The organism is Bacillus cereus group sp. MYBK5-2, from assembly GCF_051915685.1.
Classification (GTDB): domain Bacteria; phylum Bacillota; class Bacilli; order Bacillales; family Bacillaceae_G; genus Bacillus_A; species Bacillus_A cereus.
This window is the reverse complement of sequence record NZ_JBQAFE010000004.1, coordinates 239,203-255,349: the sequence shown is the minus strand read 5'-3', so window position 1 is coordinate 255,349 and position 16,147 is coordinate 239,203. Positions and strand designations below refer to the sequence as shown.

Genomic DNA, 16,147 nt, shown 5'->3' with positions numbered 1-16,147 from the left:
TTATGCCTGCTCATATAAAAGAATTTGTTATTGTGAATAACACTGGAAATATATTTACTGGTGATAATTTGAGTGATACTTCATTTACTGCTTCGAAATCATATAGTGGTTCAATGGGGTGCACTTGGATTGATGTTGTTACAGTAATAGGGACGGAGACGAAGCTTTGTTTACAGCCGGGTGATTCGGTGACCACAACATATACAAGAGGCACTCCTGCTGGTACTGTAACAGGAACAAATATGGGGCAAAGTGTAAATACATCGGGTATAGCACAAGCTGTCCCTAATACAGATAATATGGATTCAATTGCAGGACTCCCTTAAGGAATTAAGGGAGTTTTTATTATTTAAAATAAAAATAGTCTTGGAAATTATTTTTGTAAATAGATTAAGAAGAGGCTTATTTATTATGAAAAAGACGGTTTGTAGGTGGTGAAAGTGTGAAGAATCGTGATAATAATCGGAAGCAAAATTCGTTAAGCTCTAATTTTAGAATTCCACCTGAACTTATTGGACCTACTTTCCCCCCTGTTCCAACTGGATTTACAGGTATAGGGATTACTGGTCCAACCGGTCCACAAGGCCCAACAGGACCTCAAGGACCAAGAGGATTACAAGGTCCGATGGGGGAGATGGGCCCGACAGGACCTCAAGGTGTGCAAGGGATACAAGGATCAGTTGGTCCAATAGGTGCAACTGGACCAGAAGGACAGCAGGGGCCACAAGGATTGAGAGGACCACAAGGAGAAACTGGAGCGACAGGATCTCAAGGTGTGCAAGGGTTACAAGGTCCGATTGGTCCAACGGGAGCGACTGGGGCACAAGGGATACAAGGGATACAGGGATTACAGGGGCCAATTGGAGCGACAGGACCTGAGGGACCTCAAGGAATTCAAGGCGTCCAAGGGTTACCGGGTGCAACTGGTCCACAAGGAATACAAGGAGCACAAGGAATACAAGGAACACAAGGACCGAGTGGAAATACAGGTGTAACCGGAGCGACTGGTCAGGGGATAACAGGCCCGACTGGAATAACAGGTCCAACTGGAATAACTGGACCATCTGGAGGACCTCCTGGTCCGACGGGGCCGACTGGTGCGACAGGTCCGGGTGGCGGACCGAGTGGAAGTACAGGTGCGACTGGAGCAACGGGGAATACTGGGGCTACAGGAAGTACAGGGGTAACAGGAGCAACGGGAAGTACAGGTCCGACTGGAAGTACGGGAGCACAGGGCTTGCAAGGAATCCAAGGGATTCAAGGACCAATTGGGCCAACAGGTCCAGAAGGTTCGCAGGGTATTCAAGGTATTCCTGGTCCGACGGGAGTAACTGGTGAACAAGGAATACAAGGAGTTCAAGGTATTCAAGGGGCAACGGGAGCAACAGGAGATCAAGGTCCACAAGGTATACAGGGGGTTATAGGGCCACAAGGGGTAACAGGGGCCACAGGAGATCAAGGTCCACAAGGTATACAAGGAGTACCAGGGCCATCAGGAGAAACAGGGCCACAGGGAGTTCAAGGGATACAAGGTCCGATGGGTGATATAGGACCAACAGGTCCAGAAGGCCCAGAGGGACTGCAGGGCCCGCAAGGAATACAAGGTGTGCCAGGGCCAGTTGGAGCGACGGGTCCAGAGGGTCCCCAGGGGATACAAGGCATTCAAGGACCGGTAGGAGCAACAGGCCCACAAGGCCCACAAGGAATTCAGGGAATACAAGGTGTGCAAGGGATAACGGGAGCAACAGGAGTACAAGGAGCAACTGGAATTCAAGGGATACAAGGGGAAATAGGAGCAACGGGTCCAGAGGGGCCACAAGGAGTGCAAGGTGCTCAAGGGGCGATTGGTCCAACCGGTCCGATGGGGCCACAAGGAGTGCAAGGAGTACAAGGAATTCAAGGAGCGACGGGTGCACAAGGAGTGCAAGGTCCACAAGGAATTCAAGGAATCCAAGGTCCGACGGGGGCAACAGGAGATATGGGAGCAACTGGGGCGACAGGGGAAGGCACTACAGGCCCAACAGGAGTAACTGGTCCAACAGGGGTAACAGGCCCGTCTGGAGGACCAGCAGGACCGACCGGCCCAACGGGGCCATCAGGTCCGGCGGGAGTAACTGGTCCATCTGGTGGACCACCTGGCCCGACAGGAGCAACCGGGGCGACAGGAGTAACAGGAGATACTGGGGCGACAGGCTCAACTGGAGTGACAGGAGCGACAGGAGAAACGGGAGCAACCGGAGTGACGGGCTTGCAAGGTCCGCAAGGAATCCAAGGTGTGCAGGGAGAGATAGGTCCAACAGGGCCACAAGGTGTTCAAGGTCCCCAAGGAATTCAAGGAGTAACGGGGGCCACAGGAGATCAAGGTCCGCAAGGTATTCAAGGCCCACAAGGCGACATAGGTCCAACCGGCCCACAAGGAATTCAAGGCCCACAAGGTTCTCAAGGAATCCAAGGAGCGACAGGGGGAACAGGAGCACAAGGCCCACAGGGAATCCAAGGTCCGCAAGGTGACATAGGTCCGACTGGGTCACAAGGTCCAACTGGAATCCAAGGGATACAAGGAGAGATAGGTCCAACCGGCCCAGAAGGCCCAGAGGGACTGCAGGGCCCGCAAGGAATACAAGGTGTTCAAGGGCCAGTTGGAGCAACGGGTCCAGAGGGTCCTCAGGGAATACAAGGCATTCAAGGAGTGCAAGGAGCAACCGGCCCACAAGGTCCACAAGGAATACAGGGAATACAAGGTGTGCAAGGGATAACGGGAGCAACTGGAGCACAAGGAGCAACTGGAATTCAAGGGATACAAGGGGAAATAGGAGCAACCGGTCCAGAGGGGCCCCAAGGAGTGCAAGGAATACAAGGGGCGATTGGTCCAACAGGTCCGATGGGCGCACAAGGAGTGCAGGGAATACAAGGGATTCAAGGAGCAACAGGTGCACAAGGAGTGCAAGGACCACAAGGAATACAAGGAGTGCAAGGTCCGACGGGAGCAACAGGAGATACGGGGGCAACCGGAGCGACGGGAGAAGGAACTACCGGTCCAACAGGAGTAACCGGTCCAACAGGGGTGACTGGCCCGTCAGGAGGACCAGCAGGACCGACCGGCCCAACGGGGCCATCAGGTCCGGCAGGAGTGACAGGTCCATCAGGTGGACCACCTGGCCCGACAGGAGCAACAGGTGCGACAGGAGTAACAGGAGATACCGGGGCGACAGGCTCAACTGGAGTGACAGGAGCGACAGGAGCAACGGGAGCAACCGGAGTGACGGGTTTACAGGGCCCGCAAGGAATCCAAGGTGTTCAAGGAGAGATAGGTCCAACCGGTCCACAGGGTATTCAAGGTCCCCAAGGAATCCAAGGAGTAACGGGGGCAACCGGAGCACAAGGTCCCCAAGGAATTCAAGGCCCACAAGGCGACATAGGTCCAACCGGCCCCCAAGGAATTCAAGGTCCACAAGGTCCTCAAGGAATCCAAGGAGCGACAGGGGCAACCGGGGCACAAGGCCCACAGGGAATCCAAGGTCCGCAAGGTGATATAGGCCCGACCGGCCCCCAAGGCCCGCAAGGAATTCAAGGCCCGCAAGGAATTCAAGGTCCGACGGGAGCAACAGGATCAACCGGAGCGACAGGCCCACAAGGGATTCAAGGCCCACAAGGAATCCAAGGCCCGCAAGGAATTCAAGGTCCAACGGGAGCTACAGGAGCAACCGGAGCGACAGGGCCACAAGGAATTCAAGGGCCACAAGGAATCCAAGGCTCGCAAGGAATTCAAGGTCCAACGGGAGCAACAGGAGCAACCGGAGCGACAGGTCCACAAGGAATTCAAGGCCCGCAAGGAATCCAAGGAGTAACGGGGGCAACAGGAGCAACCGGTTCACAAGGTCCAACTGGAGATACAGGTCCAACCGGAGCTGGGGCCACTGGAGCGACCGGGGCGACTGGAGTTAGTACAACTGCAACGTATGCATTTGCGAATAATACATCAGGAACCGCTATTTCCGTTTTATTAGGTGGTACGAATGTACCATTACCGAACAATCAAAATATTGGTCCAGGAATAACCGTTAGTGGTGGAAATACTGTATTTACAGTTGCGAATGCAGGAAATTATTATATAGCTTATACAATTAATTTAACGGCAGGATTAGTTGTAAGTTCTCGTATAACTGTAAATGGCAGTCCGCTTGCGGGAACGATAAACGCTCCGACAGTGGCTACTGGTTCATTTAGTGCAACAATAATCGCTAACTTGCCTGCTGGAGCTGCTGTTAGCTTACAGTTATTTGGAGTAGTTGCAGTAGCTACATTATCTACAGCAACGCCAGGGGCTACCCTAACTATTATTAGATTAAGTTAATAAGCAAAAAACCTTGAAACTTTTATGTTTCAAGGTTTTTTTATCTTTGTATTTGTAAGTAAACCTCGTTAACCAGGGGGAGTGGATTCCCTCTAATTATTTAAAGTTTCACTTTATTCCCTTGAGCAAAAACATCGTAGTTCGAAAATATATTATAATAGAATGAAAAGAAAGAAATTTGGCAGAAAGGGAGGGTGGCGATGCAGGAGATGGTTAAAGATTTTTTTGGACGCCCACTTCAAGATTTACGTATATCTGTCATTGATCGTTGCAATTTTAGATGTACATATTGTATGCCAGCGGAAATATTTGGGCCAGATTATGCTTTTTTGAAAGATGAGTTTTTACTAACTTTTGATGAAATTGAGCGTTTGGCAAAATTATTTGTTAACATCGGTGTACGAAAAATTAGAATTACTGGTGGTGAGCCACTACTTCGTAAAGATTTAACAAAACTTATTGCACGTCTTGTGAAAATTGATGGGTTAATAGATATAGGGTTAACGACAAATGCTGTACATTTAACGAAACAAGCGAAGGCATTAAAAGAAGCTGGATTACATAGAGTGAATGTTAGTTTAGATGCGATAGATGATGACATATTTAAGAATATTAATGGTCGAAATATTAATACAAAACCGGTAATTAAGGGAATTATAGCAGCTAAAGAGGCGGGGCTGGAAGTAAAGGTAAATATGGTTGTAAAAAAAGGGATGAACGATCATCAAGTACTTCCGATGGCTGCGTATTTTAAAGAGCAAGGAATCACGCTTCGGTTTATTGAGTTTATGGATGTTGGTAGTACAAATGGGTGGAATTTTGATCAAGTCGTTACAAAACGAGAATTGATTGAGATGATTCATAAGATGTATCCACTTGAGCCAGCCGAAGCGCATTACTTTGGTGAAGTTGCGAAGCGATATCGGTACGTTGGAACAAATGTTGAAGTTGGTTTTATTACATCTGTTTCTGAGTCATTTTGTGTCTCTTGTACGAGGGCGAGAATTTCGGCAGATGGAAAGTTTTATACGTGCTTATTTGCGACAGAGGGTTTGGATGTAAGAGAACTTCTTAGAGGAAATCTTTCGGATGAGGAGTTATTAAGTGTTATACAAGATGTATGGATGAATAGAAAAGATAGGTATTCGGATGAACGAACAGAAGAAAGTGCAAAAAATCGTCCGAAAATCGAAATGTCTTATATAGGAGGATAAGAAAGGGGGCTATCGCATGCAGGAGCGATATTCAAGACAAATATTATTTTCTGGTGTTGGAGAAGAAGGACAGAGAAAAATAAGAGAGAAGCATGTGCTTATTATTGGTGCTGGTGCTCTCGGTGCGGCAAATGCAGAAGCGATTGTTAGAGCGGGTGTTGGAAAAGTAACGATTGCTGATCGTGATTATGTAGAATGGAGTAATTTACAAAGACAACAACTATATACAGAAGAAGATGCAAAGCAGTATAAACCGAAGGCGGTAGCGGCAGCAGAGCATTTAAGAGCAATTAATTCTGAGGTGGAAATAACTCCTGTTGTGACGGATGTAACGGTGCAAGAAATGGAAGAATTAGTGAATGATGTAGATTTAATATTAGATGCGACAGATAATTTTGAAACGCGTCTTCTTATTAATGATATTTCACAAAAGTATAATATTCCGTGGATATATGGTGGGTGTGTCGGAAGCTACGGAGTAACGTATACAATTTTACCAGGGAAAACACCGTGTTTTCGCTGTTTAATGGAGCATCCAGCGAGCGGTGCAACATGTGACACAGCTGGTATTATACAACCGGCAGTACAATTAGTAGTTGCGCATCAAATTACGGAAGCGCTGAAAATATTAGTAGAAGACTTTGGTGCGCTTCGTGAAACGATGTTATCGTTTGATCTTTGGAATAATCAACAGATGGCATTTAAAGTGAATAGGCAGAAAAAAGATACTTGTTTATCGTGCGGAAGGTTACGTACATATCCGAGTTTAACATTTGAAGGACAAACGAAAACAGAAGTGTTATGTGGGCGGAATACAGTACAAATTCGCCCGGGTGTGCGGAAGAATTTTAATTTAGAAGAAATTAAAAAACGCTTACAAAGAAGCGTAGAGATAAAGGCGACACCTTATTTATTATCATTTCCGGTAGAAGAATATCGTTTTGTTTTATTTACAGATGGCAGGGCGTTCATTCATGGGACGAATGATATGAATGTAGCGAAAAGTTTATATGCAAGATATATAGGTTGAACCTAAAGGAAACCCTTTAGGCTCAACGGAGAGAGGATTATGAATTTCTCGTATAATCTCCACTTTTTCCACCTGTTTTTTCAAGTAAGTACGTTTCGCCGATAATCATACCTTTATCGACAGCTTTACACATATCATACACAGTAAGAGCGGTAGCGGAAGCAGCTGTTAAAGCTTCCATTTCAACACCGGTGCTACCTTCTGTTTTAACTTTTACTTCAATGAGTAAACGATATTGTTCTTCTGATTGTTTCCAATCGAAAGAAACGTCAACACCTTTTAATAATAAAGGGTGGCACATTGGGATAATATCAGAAGTACGTTTCGCGGCCATAATGCCTGCGATTTGCGCAACTGCTAATACGTCACCTTTCCCAATTTCATTGTGAGAGATTTTATCGTAAATTTCTTTCGTAACGACAATGCTAGAGCACGCAATTGCTGTTCGAACGGTTGCTTTTTTGTCGCTTATATCAACCATTTTTGCGCGTCCTTGGTCATTGAAATGTGTAAATGAAGACATGGAATTCCTCCTTGAAGTAATTTCTATTGAATATATAAAGTTTAATCGAGATAAAAAAATTTGCAAATATGAGGTGAGAAACGATGGTAGAAAAACGAATTCCAATTCAAGTTGCTGAGGCAGTAGAACGGGTAATGAAATATGCGAAGCATGGTGAAGTAGAAGAAATTTCTATTACGGAAAGTTACGGGAGAATTCTCGGGGAAGATGTTGTCTCAGATCATGACGTTCCTCATTTTGATCGTTCCCCTTACGATGGTTTCGCCATTCGAGCAGAAGATACGAAAGAAGCAACTCAAGAGAATCCAGTTGAATTTGAAGTAATAGGAGAAATCGGGGCGGGTTCCGTTTTTTTAGAGGAAGTAGGAGCTTTTGAAGCAATTCGCATTATGACAGGAGCAGCTATTCCAGAAGATTGCAATGCAGTCGTAATGCTAGAGCTGACAGAAGGGTTTGAGAAGAACGGGAAAACATATATGAAGTTAAAACGCCCTTTTAATAACGGTGACAATGTGTCGTTTAAAGGAGAAGATATAAAACAAAATCAAGTTCTCGTTAAGAAAGGTGTTGCAATTAATCCAGGTGTTGCGGCCTTACTAGCAACGTTTGGATATAGCACGGTGAAAGTTGTAAAACAGCCTGTTGTCGGTATTGTAACGACAGGAAGTGAATTACTAGAAGTACATGAGCCGTTAGAACCGGGGAAAATTAGAAATAGTAACTCGTATATGATCGCAGCTCAAATTATGAAAGCTGGCGGGAAAGTTCGTTATTATGGTCAACTCGCGGATGAGTTAGATGCATGTTTTACAGCTGTTCAATCAGCGATCGATGAGGTCGACATTTTAATTACAACAGGCGGTGTATCAGTAGGAGATTATGACTACTTACCAGCTATTTATGAAAGATTACAGGCAAATGTACTCTTTAATAAGATAGCCATGAGGCCCGGAAGTGTAACGACAGTAGCTGAAGTTGATGGAAAGTTACTCTTTGGTTTATCAGGAAATCCGTCTGCTTGTTATGTAGGCTTTGAATTATTTGTGCATCCAATTATAAAAACGTATTTGTATGCGAAGGAACCTCACATATATAGAGCGGATGCTATTTTACAAAAAGATTTTCCGAAGCCAAATCCATTTACTCGTTTCGTAAGAGCGAACGTAACAATTGTGGATGGGGCGTTACAAGCGATGCCGGTTGGTTTAGATAAATCGAGTGCGGTATCTTCACTTGCAGATGCGAATGCTTTTATCGTGTTACCCGGAGGAACGAGAGGATTTGAGACCGGAATGAAAGTATCCGTATTATTGTTAGAGCACTCTGAGGGATGTGAGTGGCCATGGGCGAAGCCCCTTCAATCTTACAAATAGTAGGGTATCAAAATAGCGGAAAAACGACACTTGTAGAGAAAATTGTGCATGCATTAGCCGAAAGCGAAATGAAAGTTGCTACAATTAAACATCACGGGCACGGAGGTTTTCCAGAAGTAGCGCAAAAAGATAGCGAAAGACACCGTAAAGCTGGTGCTGTCGTAAGTAGTGTAGAAGGTGCTGGATTACTTTCACTTTCTTCACTAAGAAAGAAATGGTCCTTGCAAGAAATTATTCGCTTATATGAGTTTTTTAAAGTGGATACAATTTTAATAGAGGGCTATAAAAAAGAGAACTACCCGAAAGTAGTGTTACTTCGTTCTGCGGAAGATGCTGAGCTTTTACATAAAGTAGAAAATATAGTGGCGGTTATTACGTGGTATGATGTCCCGGCAAATATACGAGAAGAATATAAAGTATTTCATATAACAGAAGAAGAGTTGTACATAGACTGGTTTTTACAAACGGTTAGGAGTGCGAAATGACAAATACATATTATGAAGTAATTGATACAGAAATCTCGATTGAAGAGGTAACGAAGAAAGTAATTCGACGTGAATGCGGTGCTGTTACAACATTTATTGGAACGGTTAGAGAGTTTACGAAAGGGCGTCGTACATTATACTTAGAATATGTCGCTTATAAAACGATGGCAGAAAAGATGCTAGAGAAAATCGGATTAGAAGTGAAAGAGAAATGGCCAGGTACACACGTTGCGATTACACATCGCATCGGTACGTTGCAAATTTCTGATATAGCGGTTGTTGTTGCTGTTTCAACACCACACCGTAAAGCGGCTTATGAAGCGAACGAATATATTATGGAACGCATAAAACAAATTGTTCCGATTTGGAAAAAGGAGTTTTGGGAAGATGGTGACTCATGGATTGGTGATCAATTAGAAAAAACACCATATCCGGCGGGAGAGCCTGGGAAGGAGCTATAAGTATGATTCGAGTATTGTTATTTGCGCACTTGCAAGAAGAAGCAGGGACAAGTGAATTACAAATAGAGAAAGAAAATATTACGGTTGCACAGTTAAAAGATGTTGTTGCGAACGAATATAATGTACCAGTTTCAGAGCCAATTATGGTTGCGATTAATGAAGAATATGCAAATGAAGATGACAAGGTCCAATCTGGTGATGTTGTTGCACTAATCCCACCAGTGAGCGGTGGTTAATATTGGATTCATTAAAACGACTTTCCTATATAGGGAAAGTCGTTTTTTTATGGCAGTTTTGAGAACACTAATCTATAGAACAAGGAGGGAATTATGAAAAAAATATGTGTAGTTATGACAATGCTATGTGCGTCTTTTTTCTCTTCTCCAAGTGATTCTTTCGCGAAAGAATCAAGAGAACAGCTTTTAGAGAGTGCATTATCAAATAGGTACTATTCAGTTATTAGACAAGTGACAGAAGATCAATATGAATGTGCTTCAGTCATAAATATAAAGCGTCTCGGCAAGAAAGATGAATTTGTTCCTAGGTATGAAGTGAAGCTACAATTTCTTACATTTCAAGGAGCGCATAATCCCCCGAATGATAAAGTTACGCTTACTTTGGAAGATCATTTAGATCACGTAAAGATAAAGAAAGTGGAGCGAGAAAAGAATGTTTCTGACGCTATTGCAGAAAAAGTTTGTGAACGGGAAAAAGAAAAAATAAAAGCTCACTCTAACGACTTAGAGTGATAACCTATGGCATTTAGTAAAGAAAGGTAATGAGTGATGGATATATTTTTAGCGATTTTACCAGCTATATTTTGGGGAAGTATTGTGCTATTTAACGTAAAACTGGGCGGGGGACCGTATAGTCAAACGCTCGGAACAACGTTTGGAGCACTTATTTTCTCAATTGTTGTTTATATTTTTATGAAGCCAGTATTAACACCTACCGTTATCGGAGTTGGAGTTGTGTCAGGTTTATTTTGGGCGCTTGGTCAGGCAAATCAATTGAAAAGTATTGATTTAATGGGTGTTTCGAGGACGATGCCAATTTCAACAGGACTTCAATTAGTCGCGACGACTTTATTTGGCGTTATCGTATTTCATGAATGGTCCACGACAATATCGGTCGTCCTTGGGATTTTAGCGCTCGTTTGTATTATTATCGGTGTTATTTTAACATCGCTTCAAAGTGAAGAAGAAAAGAATGCAGAGCAAGCAGCAAACTTTAAAAGAGGTATCGTAATTTTATTAATTTCAACAGTCGGCTATTTAGTTTACGTAGTAGTGATTAGACTATTTAACGTAGATGGTTGGTCAGCTTTGTTGCCACAAGCAGTTGGTATGGTGTTAGGTGGGATTTTGCTTACCTTTAAACATCATCCATTTAATAAATATGCAATCCGAAATATTATTCCAGGATTAATTTGGGCAGCTGGAAATATGTTTTTATTCATTTCGCAGCCGCGTGTTGGAGTCGCAACAAGTTTCTCGCTATCGCAAATGGGAATTATTATTTCCACGCTTGGTGGGATCCTTATATTAGGTGAAAAGAAAACGAAACGTCAATTAACGGGTATCGTTGTCGGTATTGTTTTTATTATCGCAGCCGGAATTATGTTAGGTATAGCCAAAAGTTAAAGGAGGTATGGAAATGTATAGTGATTTAGCAGGGAAAGTTGTCGTTATTACAGGATCAGCAACTGGTCTCGGAAGAGCGATGGGAGTGAGGTTTGCTAAGGAAAAAGCGAAAGTGGTTATTAATTATCGCTCACGAGAGTCAGAAGCGAATGATGTGTTAGAAGAAATTAAAAAGGTAGGCGGCGAAGCGATTGCTGTAAAAGGTGATGTAACCGTCGAATCGGATGTTGTGAATCTCATTCAATCTGCTGTGAAAGAGTTTGGTACGCTTGACGTTATGATTAATAATGCAGGGATAGAAAACGCGGTACCGTCGCATGAAATGCCGCTTGAAGATTGGAATAGGGTAATTAATACAAATTTAACAGGTGCTTTTTTAGGAAGTCGTGAAGCGATTAAATATTTTGTAGAACATGATATTAAAGGGTCAGTCATTAATATGTCTAGTGTTCATGAGAAAATTCCGTGGCCACTATTTGTGCACTATGCAGCAAGTAAGGGTGGTATTAAACTGATGACAGAAACGTTAGCGCTAGAGTATGCGCCAAAAGGTATTCGAGTAAATAATATAGGACCAGGTGCAATTAATACGCCAATCAATGCAGAAAAGTTTGCTGATCCTAAAAAACGGGCTGACGTAGAAAGTATGATACCTATGGGCTATATTGGAAAACCTGAAGAAATCGCAGCAGTAGCAACTTGGCTCGCTTCATCAGAGGCGAGTTACGTAACGGGAATTACGCTATTTGCAGATGGTGGAATGACGTTATATCCATCGTTTCAAGCTGGGCGTGGGTAATATAAAAGGACGAAGAGATAAAACTCTTCGTCCTTTTTTTACAAAAAAAAAATAGCGGCCAGCTATTTTAAATTTAGTGATTAATTGTATCTTGAAGAAATTCTGTTGCTTGATGTTCAGAAACATTTTGAACGAGTGCAACTTCACTAATCATCATTTTTCGGGCGTTATCTAGCATTTGTTTTTCACTCGCATTTAAAGTTCTCTCTTTATTGCGGCGAAGTAAATCCCGAACAACTTCTGCGCTATCTTGTAAATTGCCGTTTTTCATTTTTTCCATATTCATTGTATATCTTTGTTTCCATGAGAGTGATGTGTCTGACTCCCCGTTTTGAAATTCAAGAAGTATATCATCTAACGTACCTCGATCAACGATATAACGAATACCTGATTTTTTTAATTGATCCATCGGAAGCATTACTTGCATATCTTTACTAATGATGCGTATCACACAATATTGACGTGAAGTACCTAATATTTCTTTCTCTTCAATTGCTTCGATGATTCCTGCACCGTGCATTGGATAAACGATTTTATCACCAATTTGAAACAAATCATCCACCTCCATATGTGGTAACCACTTTTAATGATAGCATACGTATGTAAAAATGTCAAATTTTATATAATAACATAATATTTATATTCGAGTCAATAAGGTAAAGTGCTTTTTTTGTATTTTTTTCGGGTTTTATTTATAGTGATTTTTTAGAAAAATAGTACAGGTGAGAAAGAAGGCATATCCACTTATTTTTAAGCATAAAATGTAAAAGCGCTAATACAATATACCTAAATCCGTTCTTTGCAAAGGAGGGAGAGAAGGTGGGGCGCACAATAAAAATTGATATTACAAATAAAGTTGTAGCTAAATTTAGACCAAATTATTTGGAATTATATACGAGTAAATTTATGATAGGTAAGTTTTATGTCTATACTGAAGATAAAAAATATGTGTTAGAAGACGGATATATATATGAAAATGGAAAGTTTTATCGCATCATAGATACGCACCGTGGCAATAATCAAGCGGCGGAGGGCTGCGATCTAGGATGGTGTTAACATGATTCGTGTGAAAGTTTTTGATGAAAGTCACGAAAAAGACTTAGAAGACGCTGTGAATGTGTTTTTGAAAAAGATTGATGATAGCAACTTTGTAGATATTAAGTATCAAGTTGGTGTTTCTATTAACGACGATGAAAACCAAATTTATTGTTTTTCAGCAATGATCGTTTATAAAGCATAAAAAAGAGCTGGCTCACCCAGCTCTTTTTTATGTTTTATGTTGGGACAACATGTGTCGGTAATACGTTCATAATAGATTGGGTTGTGCCTAATTTCTTTGTCGTTAAAAGAGGCTCCCCTGTTTCATGGTTTTGGGCATCTTTACACATACCAAGGTGATAACGATCACCTAAAAATGGATCAATATAAAAACCGTTTTTGAATACTTTATCATTTGGATGTTTTTCATGATGAATATCAGAACAGTTGATGCAATAGAACATCGCTTTCATCCCCTTTTTATTTTTGTTTGAAAAAAGTGAGTCGGTAGTCATTTCGCTCCTGAGGAAATGTTGAGGAGAAGAGAAATAACTACCTACTCAAATGGTGGGCATATTCCTTCTGACTTTGTCATATCTCGCGTATTGTCCCTTGAGGGAAGGAGGAGAGACGAAGTACGCATGATATAAGTAAGGCGCTTCTTTCAATATGAATGATGGAGTTTCATGTTGAGAGAAGTTTTTATTTTGTATTGCCTTTGTGAGTATATTATGAGGAAATGCTAAGAGGGTGTTTGTCCTGTTGAAAAAATGTTGAGAATTTCTCAACAGTAAAAGAATTAGCGTTGACATGAAACTAAAAGGTGTTATATTATCAAAGTATAACCAAAAGGTGTTATGTTGTAACGCCGAGTAAAGGAGAATGAAAATGGAACAACAAAATACATTAAATGATATTAAACAAACAATCGTTTTTAACGCGTCTATTCAAAAGGTATGGAGTGTAGTATCAACTGCAGAAGGGATTGCGTCATGGTTTATGCCAAATGATTTTGTATTAGAGGTAGGACATGAATTTCATGTGCAATCACCATTTGGGCCATCACCATGTAAAGTATTAGAAATTGATGAACCAAACCATTTATCTTTCTCATGGGATACAGATGGCTGGGTTGTTTCATTTGATTTGAAAGACTTAGGAGATAACAAAACAGAATTTACGTTAATTCACGGCGGCTGGAAACATCCTGATGAAATTCTTCCGAAAGCAAATGCGAAGAGCTCTATTATTCGCGATAGAATGAGCGGTGGTTGGGTAGCGATTGTAAATGAAAAACTGAAAAAGGTTGTCGAAGGCTAAGTGTCCTCGTCAGCAGCGAAATATGATGTATTTCAAGCAATTGCTGATCCAACCCGCCGAGAAGTAATACGGTTATTAAGTGACAAAGAGTTACCGATTTCCAAAATAACGGATCATTTTTCGATGAGTCGTACTGCGGTTGTAAAGCACCTTCATATTCTTTCGGAAGCGAATTTAGTAAGTGGAAGAAAAAGCGGAAGAGAGAAGATATATCGTTTGCATCCAGAACCATTAGAAGAATTACAACAATGGCTCTCGTATTATGAACGTTTTTGGGATAATAAATTATCCATGCTGAAACATATTGTGGAGAATGAAGAATAAAAAGGATGACCAAAATGGTCATCCTTTTTATTGTTGCTCACTTGTTTGTGTAGCTGGTTTTAATAAGAGCCAAGCGATAATTAATGTAAATACTGCTAATACGAAAGTGCTCATATAAATGACGTGTACGCTTGATGCTAATGCAGATTGCGATTCGGTTACTACGTTTGCTGTAGTACCGCCATGTCCACCAGATACAAGATCAAGATTTTTAATACCACGTGCGTGAATCATCGTATTGAAGATTGTACCGAATATTGCAGCACCTAACGTTTGACTAAATGTATTAATAAATGTGTTTAAACCAACAGCTGTTCCGCGTGTATGAGCTGGTACGGCTGCTTGAATTGTTACCATGTAAATCGGTGTCACAAGCCCCATTCCTAAGCCGAATAATCCGACTGCTACATAAATAAGGAACGATGGTGAATTTGTTGATAGTGTAAATAATAAGAACGTAGCGACTGATAAAATGCTAGCTCCAAGTAAAATGATTTGTTTCGTTTTTAATTTGCCTACTAAGTTACCAGAGAAAATAGCGCCAAATGTCCACATAACAGGAATTGGCATTAAAATAAGTCCAGCTTCTGTAGCGTTTTTCCCTAATACACCTTGGCTCCAAATTGGAAGGTACATTGTAATACTAATAATCATTGCGCCAGCAATAAGAGTTAATATATTTATCGTAGATAATGTACGGTTAGAGAAAAGTGCTAGCGGAATTAATGGTTCCGGAGATTTCTTCTCGATGAATAAGAAAATAATAAATGAAATAGCGGCAAAGATTAATAGGCCGATAATTGTCATGTCTCCCCAGTTTTGCTTACTGCTACCTGTTAATAATGCATATAGTAGAGCGATTGTACTTAATGAGAAGACTGTTGCACCAAGATAATCGATATGATGCTTAGCAGGTTTAATAGATTCTTTGTAGTAAATTGCAATCATTAAGCAAGCGATAATTCCGAATGGAACGTTTAGGAAGAAAATATAACGCCAAGAAAGGGAATCAACTAAAAATCCACCTACTAACGGTCCGATAACACCGGATACACCCCAAACGGCACTCATCCAACCTTGTGCTTTCGCGCGGTCTTTCGCTTCGCTATATAAGTCTCCAATAATCGTCATTGTGATTGGCATAACAGCACCAGCACCGATACCTTGAAGCGCGCGGAAGAAGATTAATTGTTCCATCGATGTAACGACTCCGCAAAGTGCAGAACCGACTAAAAAGATTGTAGCTCCGATCAGTAAAACTTTTTTACGGCCAAATAAATCAGCGAGCTTTCCGTATATTGGAGTCGAAACAGCTGTTGCAAGCATATAAATTGCATATACCCAACTAACAAGTTCGACGCCTGACAAATCACTCGTTATACGAGGGATTGCTGTACTAACAATCGTTCCTTCTACCGCAGAAAGAAACGTCATTAACATTAAAGACATCATGACTTTTTTTCTCATTTGTTTTTCCCCTTACCCTTTTTTAAATATTCAACAATATAAAATATAAAGGTACTAAGGTATATAAAGCAACAAAAAAGCAATGGGAAGTTAAGTGGAGCCTATATTTGTCGTTT

General features: G+C 41.7%; 19 protein-coding genes. 15 read left to right on the top strand and 4 right to left on the bottom strand.

Translation table 11 applies throughout. From position 1 onward, the window contains the following. Positions 1–2: 2 nt before the first annotated feature. From ACTFP3_RS17040 to ACTFP3_RS17025, 4 genes are all read left to right on the top strand, one after another. Complete coding sequence (locus tag ACTFP3_RS17040; RefSeq protein ID WP_001110855.1) at positions 3–326, top strand: hypothetical protein; 324 nt, start codon at positions 3–5, stop codon at positions 324–326. Between the two features lie 116 nt (positions 327–442). Beyond that, entirely contained in the window at positions 443–4,354 is a 3,912-nt protein-coding gene (locus ACTFP3_RS17035; RefSeq protein ID WP_440010876.1) for a BclA-related collagen-like exosporium protein, read from the top strand. Between the two features lie 200 nt (positions 4,355–4,554). Beyond that, positions 4,555–5,568 carry a GTP 3',8-cyclase MoaA gene (gene moaA / locus ACTFP3_RS17030; protein ID WP_001157114.1) on the top strand — a complete coding sequence of 338 codons (1,014 nt, stop codon included), beginning with the start codon at positions 4,555–4,557 and terminating at the stop codon, positions 5,566–5,568. Positions 5,569–5,584: 16 nt separating this feature from the next. Next, positions 5,585–6,598, top strand: coding sequence for a molybdopterin-synthase adenylyltransferase MoeB (locus tag ACTFP3_RS17025; protein ID WP_001158105.1), 1,014 nt, complete (start codon positions 5,585–5,587; stop codon positions 6,596–6,598). Between the two features lie 37 nt (positions 6,599–6,635). Here the strand turns inward: ACTFP3_RS17025 and moaC are convergent, their stop codons facing one another. Next, the gene (gene moaC / locus ACTFP3_RS17020; RefSeq protein ID WP_000094146.1) at positions 6,636–7,121 is read right to left on the bottom strand and encodes a cyclic pyranopterin monophosphate synthase MoaC; all 486 of its coding nucleotides are present in this window, start codon (positions 7,119–7,121) and stop codon (positions 6,636–6,638) included. Positions 7,122–7,204: 83 nt separating this feature from the next. Here moaC and moeA point away from each other — a divergent pair, with 83 nt between their 5' ends. From moeA to ACTFP3_RS16985, 7 genes are all read left to right on the top strand, one after another. Further along, positions 7,205–8,494: a molybdopterin molybdotransferase MoeA gene (gene moeA, locus ACTFP3_RS17015; protein WP_440010874.1), complete on the top strand. Its 1,290-nt coding sequence runs from the start codon at positions 7,205–7,207 to the stop codon at positions 8,492–8,494. Continuing rightward, a complete protein-coding gene (mobB, locus tag ACTFP3_RS17010; protein WP_098583621.1) occupies positions 8,464–8,979 on the top strand; it encodes a molybdopterin-guanine dinucleotide biosynthesis protein B in 516 nt (171 codons plus the stop codon). Before moeA ends, mobB begins: the two co-directional genes overlap by 31 nt. After that, a complete protein-coding gene (gene moaE / locus ACTFP3_RS17005) occupies positions 8,976–9,440 on the top strand; it encodes a molybdopterin synthase catalytic subunit MoaE (RefSeq protein WP_000185942.1) in 465 nt (154 codons plus the stop codon). Before mobB ends, moaE begins: the two co-directional genes overlap by 4 nt. A gap of 2 nt (positions 9,441–9,442) precedes the next feature. Continuing rightward, complete coding sequence (moaD, locus tag ACTFP3_RS17000) at positions 9,443–9,676, top strand: molybdopterin converting factor subunit 1 (protein ID WP_000621777.1); 234 nt, start codon at positions 9,443–9,445, stop codon at positions 9,674–9,676. 93 nt (positions 9,677–9,769) lie between these two features. After that, positions 9,770–10,189, top strand: coding sequence for a DUF3888 domain-containing protein (locus tag ACTFP3_RS16995; RefSeq protein ID WP_000717684.1), 420 nt, complete (start codon positions 9,770–9,772; stop codon positions 10,187–10,189). A 36-nt stretch (positions 10,190–10,225) separates the two neighbouring features. After that, positions 10,226–11,083, top strand: coding sequence for a glucose uptake protein GlcU (glcU, locus tag ACTFP3_RS16990; RefSeq protein ID WP_000350861.1), 858 nt, complete (start codon positions 10,226–10,228; stop codon positions 11,081–11,083). 13 nt (positions 11,084–11,096) lie between these two features. After that, complete coding sequence (locus ACTFP3_RS16985; protein ID WP_000286673.1) at positions 11,097–11,882, top strand: glucose 1-dehydrogenase; 786 nt, start codon at positions 11,097–11,099, stop codon at positions 11,880–11,882. 73 nt (positions 11,883–11,955) lie between these two features. On the opposite strand, the gene ACTFP3_RS16980 is transcribed toward ACTFP3_RS16985, so the two are convergent. Next, positions 11,956–12,450: a CarD family transcriptional regulator gene (locus ACTFP3_RS16980; RefSeq protein ID WP_000451445.1), complete on the bottom strand. Its 495-nt coding sequence runs from the start codon at positions 12,448–12,450 to the stop codon at positions 11,956–11,958. Between the two features lie 251 nt (positions 12,451–12,701). Between ACTFP3_RS16980 and ACTFP3_RS16975 the strand changes: the two genes are divergently transcribed. Both ACTFP3_RS16975 and ACTFP3_RS16970 read left to right on the top strand, forming a co-directional pair. After that, positions 12,702–12,938: a DUF2553 family protein gene (locus ACTFP3_RS16975; RefSeq protein WP_000533804.1), complete on the top strand. Its 237-nt coding sequence runs from the start codon at positions 12,702–12,704 to the stop codon at positions 12,936–12,938. 1 nt (position 12,939) lies between these two features. Next, positions 12,940–13,122 carry a sporulation protein Cse60 gene (locus ACTFP3_RS16970; protein ID WP_000621751.1) on the top strand — a complete coding sequence of 61 codons (183 nt, stop codon included), beginning with the start codon at positions 12,940–12,942 and terminating at the stop codon, positions 13,120–13,122. 34 nt (positions 13,123–13,156) lie between these two features. Here the strand turns inward: ACTFP3_RS16970 and ACTFP3_RS16965 are convergent, their stop codons facing one another. Further along, on the bottom strand, positions 13,157–13,384 hold the full coding sequence (locus tag ACTFP3_RS16965; protein ID WP_000498989.1) for a DUF3973 domain-containing protein: 228 nt from the start codon (positions 13,382–13,384) through the stop codon (positions 13,157–13,159). Positions 13,385–13,808: 424 nt separating this feature from the next. Between ACTFP3_RS16965 and ACTFP3_RS16960 the strand changes: the two genes are divergently transcribed. Together ACTFP3_RS16960 and ACTFP3_RS16955 are read left to right on the top strand one after the other, a co-directional pair. After that, complete coding sequence (locus ACTFP3_RS16960) at positions 13,809–14,240, top strand: SRPBCC family protein (RefSeq protein WP_000437765.1); 432 nt, start codon at positions 13,809–13,811, stop codon at positions 14,238–14,240. Continuing rightward, entirely contained in the window at positions 14,241–14,564 is a 324-nt protein-coding gene (locus ACTFP3_RS16955; RefSeq protein WP_000098839.1) for an ArsR/SmtB family transcription factor, read from the top strand. A gap of 27 nt (positions 14,565–14,591) precedes the next feature. Here the strand turns inward: ACTFP3_RS16955 and ACTFP3_RS16950 are convergent, their stop codons facing one another. Continuing rightward, entirely contained in the window at positions 14,592–16,031 is a 1,440-nt protein-coding gene (locus ACTFP3_RS16950) for an MDR family MFS transporter (protein WP_001228021.1), read from the bottom strand. Positions 16,032–16,147 lie beyond the last annotated feature (116 nt).

Bases quoted from the DNA above. Each gene is read 5' to 3' on its own strand.
- moaA (WP_001157114.1), top strand. From the start codon at position 4,555: ATGCAGGAGATGGTTAAAGATTTTTTTGGACGCCCACTTCAAGATTTA.
- ACTFP3_RS16995 (WP_000717684.1), top strand. From the start codon at position 9,770: ATGAAAAAAATATGTGTAGTTATGACAATGCTATGTGCGTCTTTTTTC.
- moaD (WP_000621777.1), top strand. From the start codon at position 9,443: ATGATTCGAGTATTGTTATTTGCGCACTTGCAAGAAGAAGCAGGGACA.
- moaC (WP_000094146.1), bottom strand. From the start codon at position 7,121: ATGTCTTCATTTACACATTTCAATGACCAAGGACGCGCAAAAATGGTT.
- ACTFP3_RS16980 (WP_000451445.1), bottom strand. From the start codon at position 12,450: ATGGAGGTGGATGATTTGTTTCAAATTGGTGATAAAATCGTTTATCCA.
- moeA (WP_440010874.1), top strand. From the start codon at position 7,205: ATGGTAGAAAAACGAATTCCAATTCAAGTTGCTGAGGCAGTAGAACGG.
- ACTFP3_RS17025 (WP_001158105.1), top strand. From the start codon at position 5,585: ATGCAGGAGCGATATTCAAGACAAATATTATTTTCTGGTGTTGGAGAA.
- mobB (WP_098583621.1), top strand. From the start codon at position 8,464: ATGGGCGAAGCCCCTTCAATCTTACAAATAGTAGGGTATCAAAATAGC.
- ACTFP3_RS16960 (WP_000437765.1), top strand. From the start codon at position 13,809: ATGGAACAACAAAATACATTAAATGATATTAAACAAACAATCGTTTTT.
- ACTFP3_RS16965 (WP_000498989.1), bottom strand. From the start codon at position 13,384: ATGTTCTATTGCATCAACTGTTCTGATATTCATCATGAAAAACATCCA.
- ACTFP3_RS16950 (WP_001228021.1), bottom strand. From the start codon at position 16,031: ATGAGAAAAAAAGTCATGATGTCTTTAATGTTAATGACGTTTCTTTCT.
- glcU (WP_000350861.1), top strand. From the start codon at position 10,226: ATGGATATATTTTTAGCGATTTTACCAGCTATATTTTGGGGAAGTATT.
- moaE (WP_000185942.1), top strand. From the start codon at position 8,976: ATGACAAATACATATTATGAAGTAATTGATACAGAAATCTCGATTGAA.
- ACTFP3_RS16985 (WP_000286673.1), top strand. From the start codon at position 11,097: ATGTATAGTGATTTAGCAGGGAAAGTTGTCGTTATTACAGGATCAGCA.
- ACTFP3_RS17040 (WP_001110855.1), top strand. From the start codon at position 3: ATGCCTGCTCATATAAAAGAATTTGTTATTGTGAATAACACTGGAAAT.
- ACTFP3_RS16970 (WP_000621751.1), top strand. From the start codon at position 12,940: ATGATTCGTGTGAAAGTTTTTGATGAAAGTCACGAAAAAGACTTAGAA.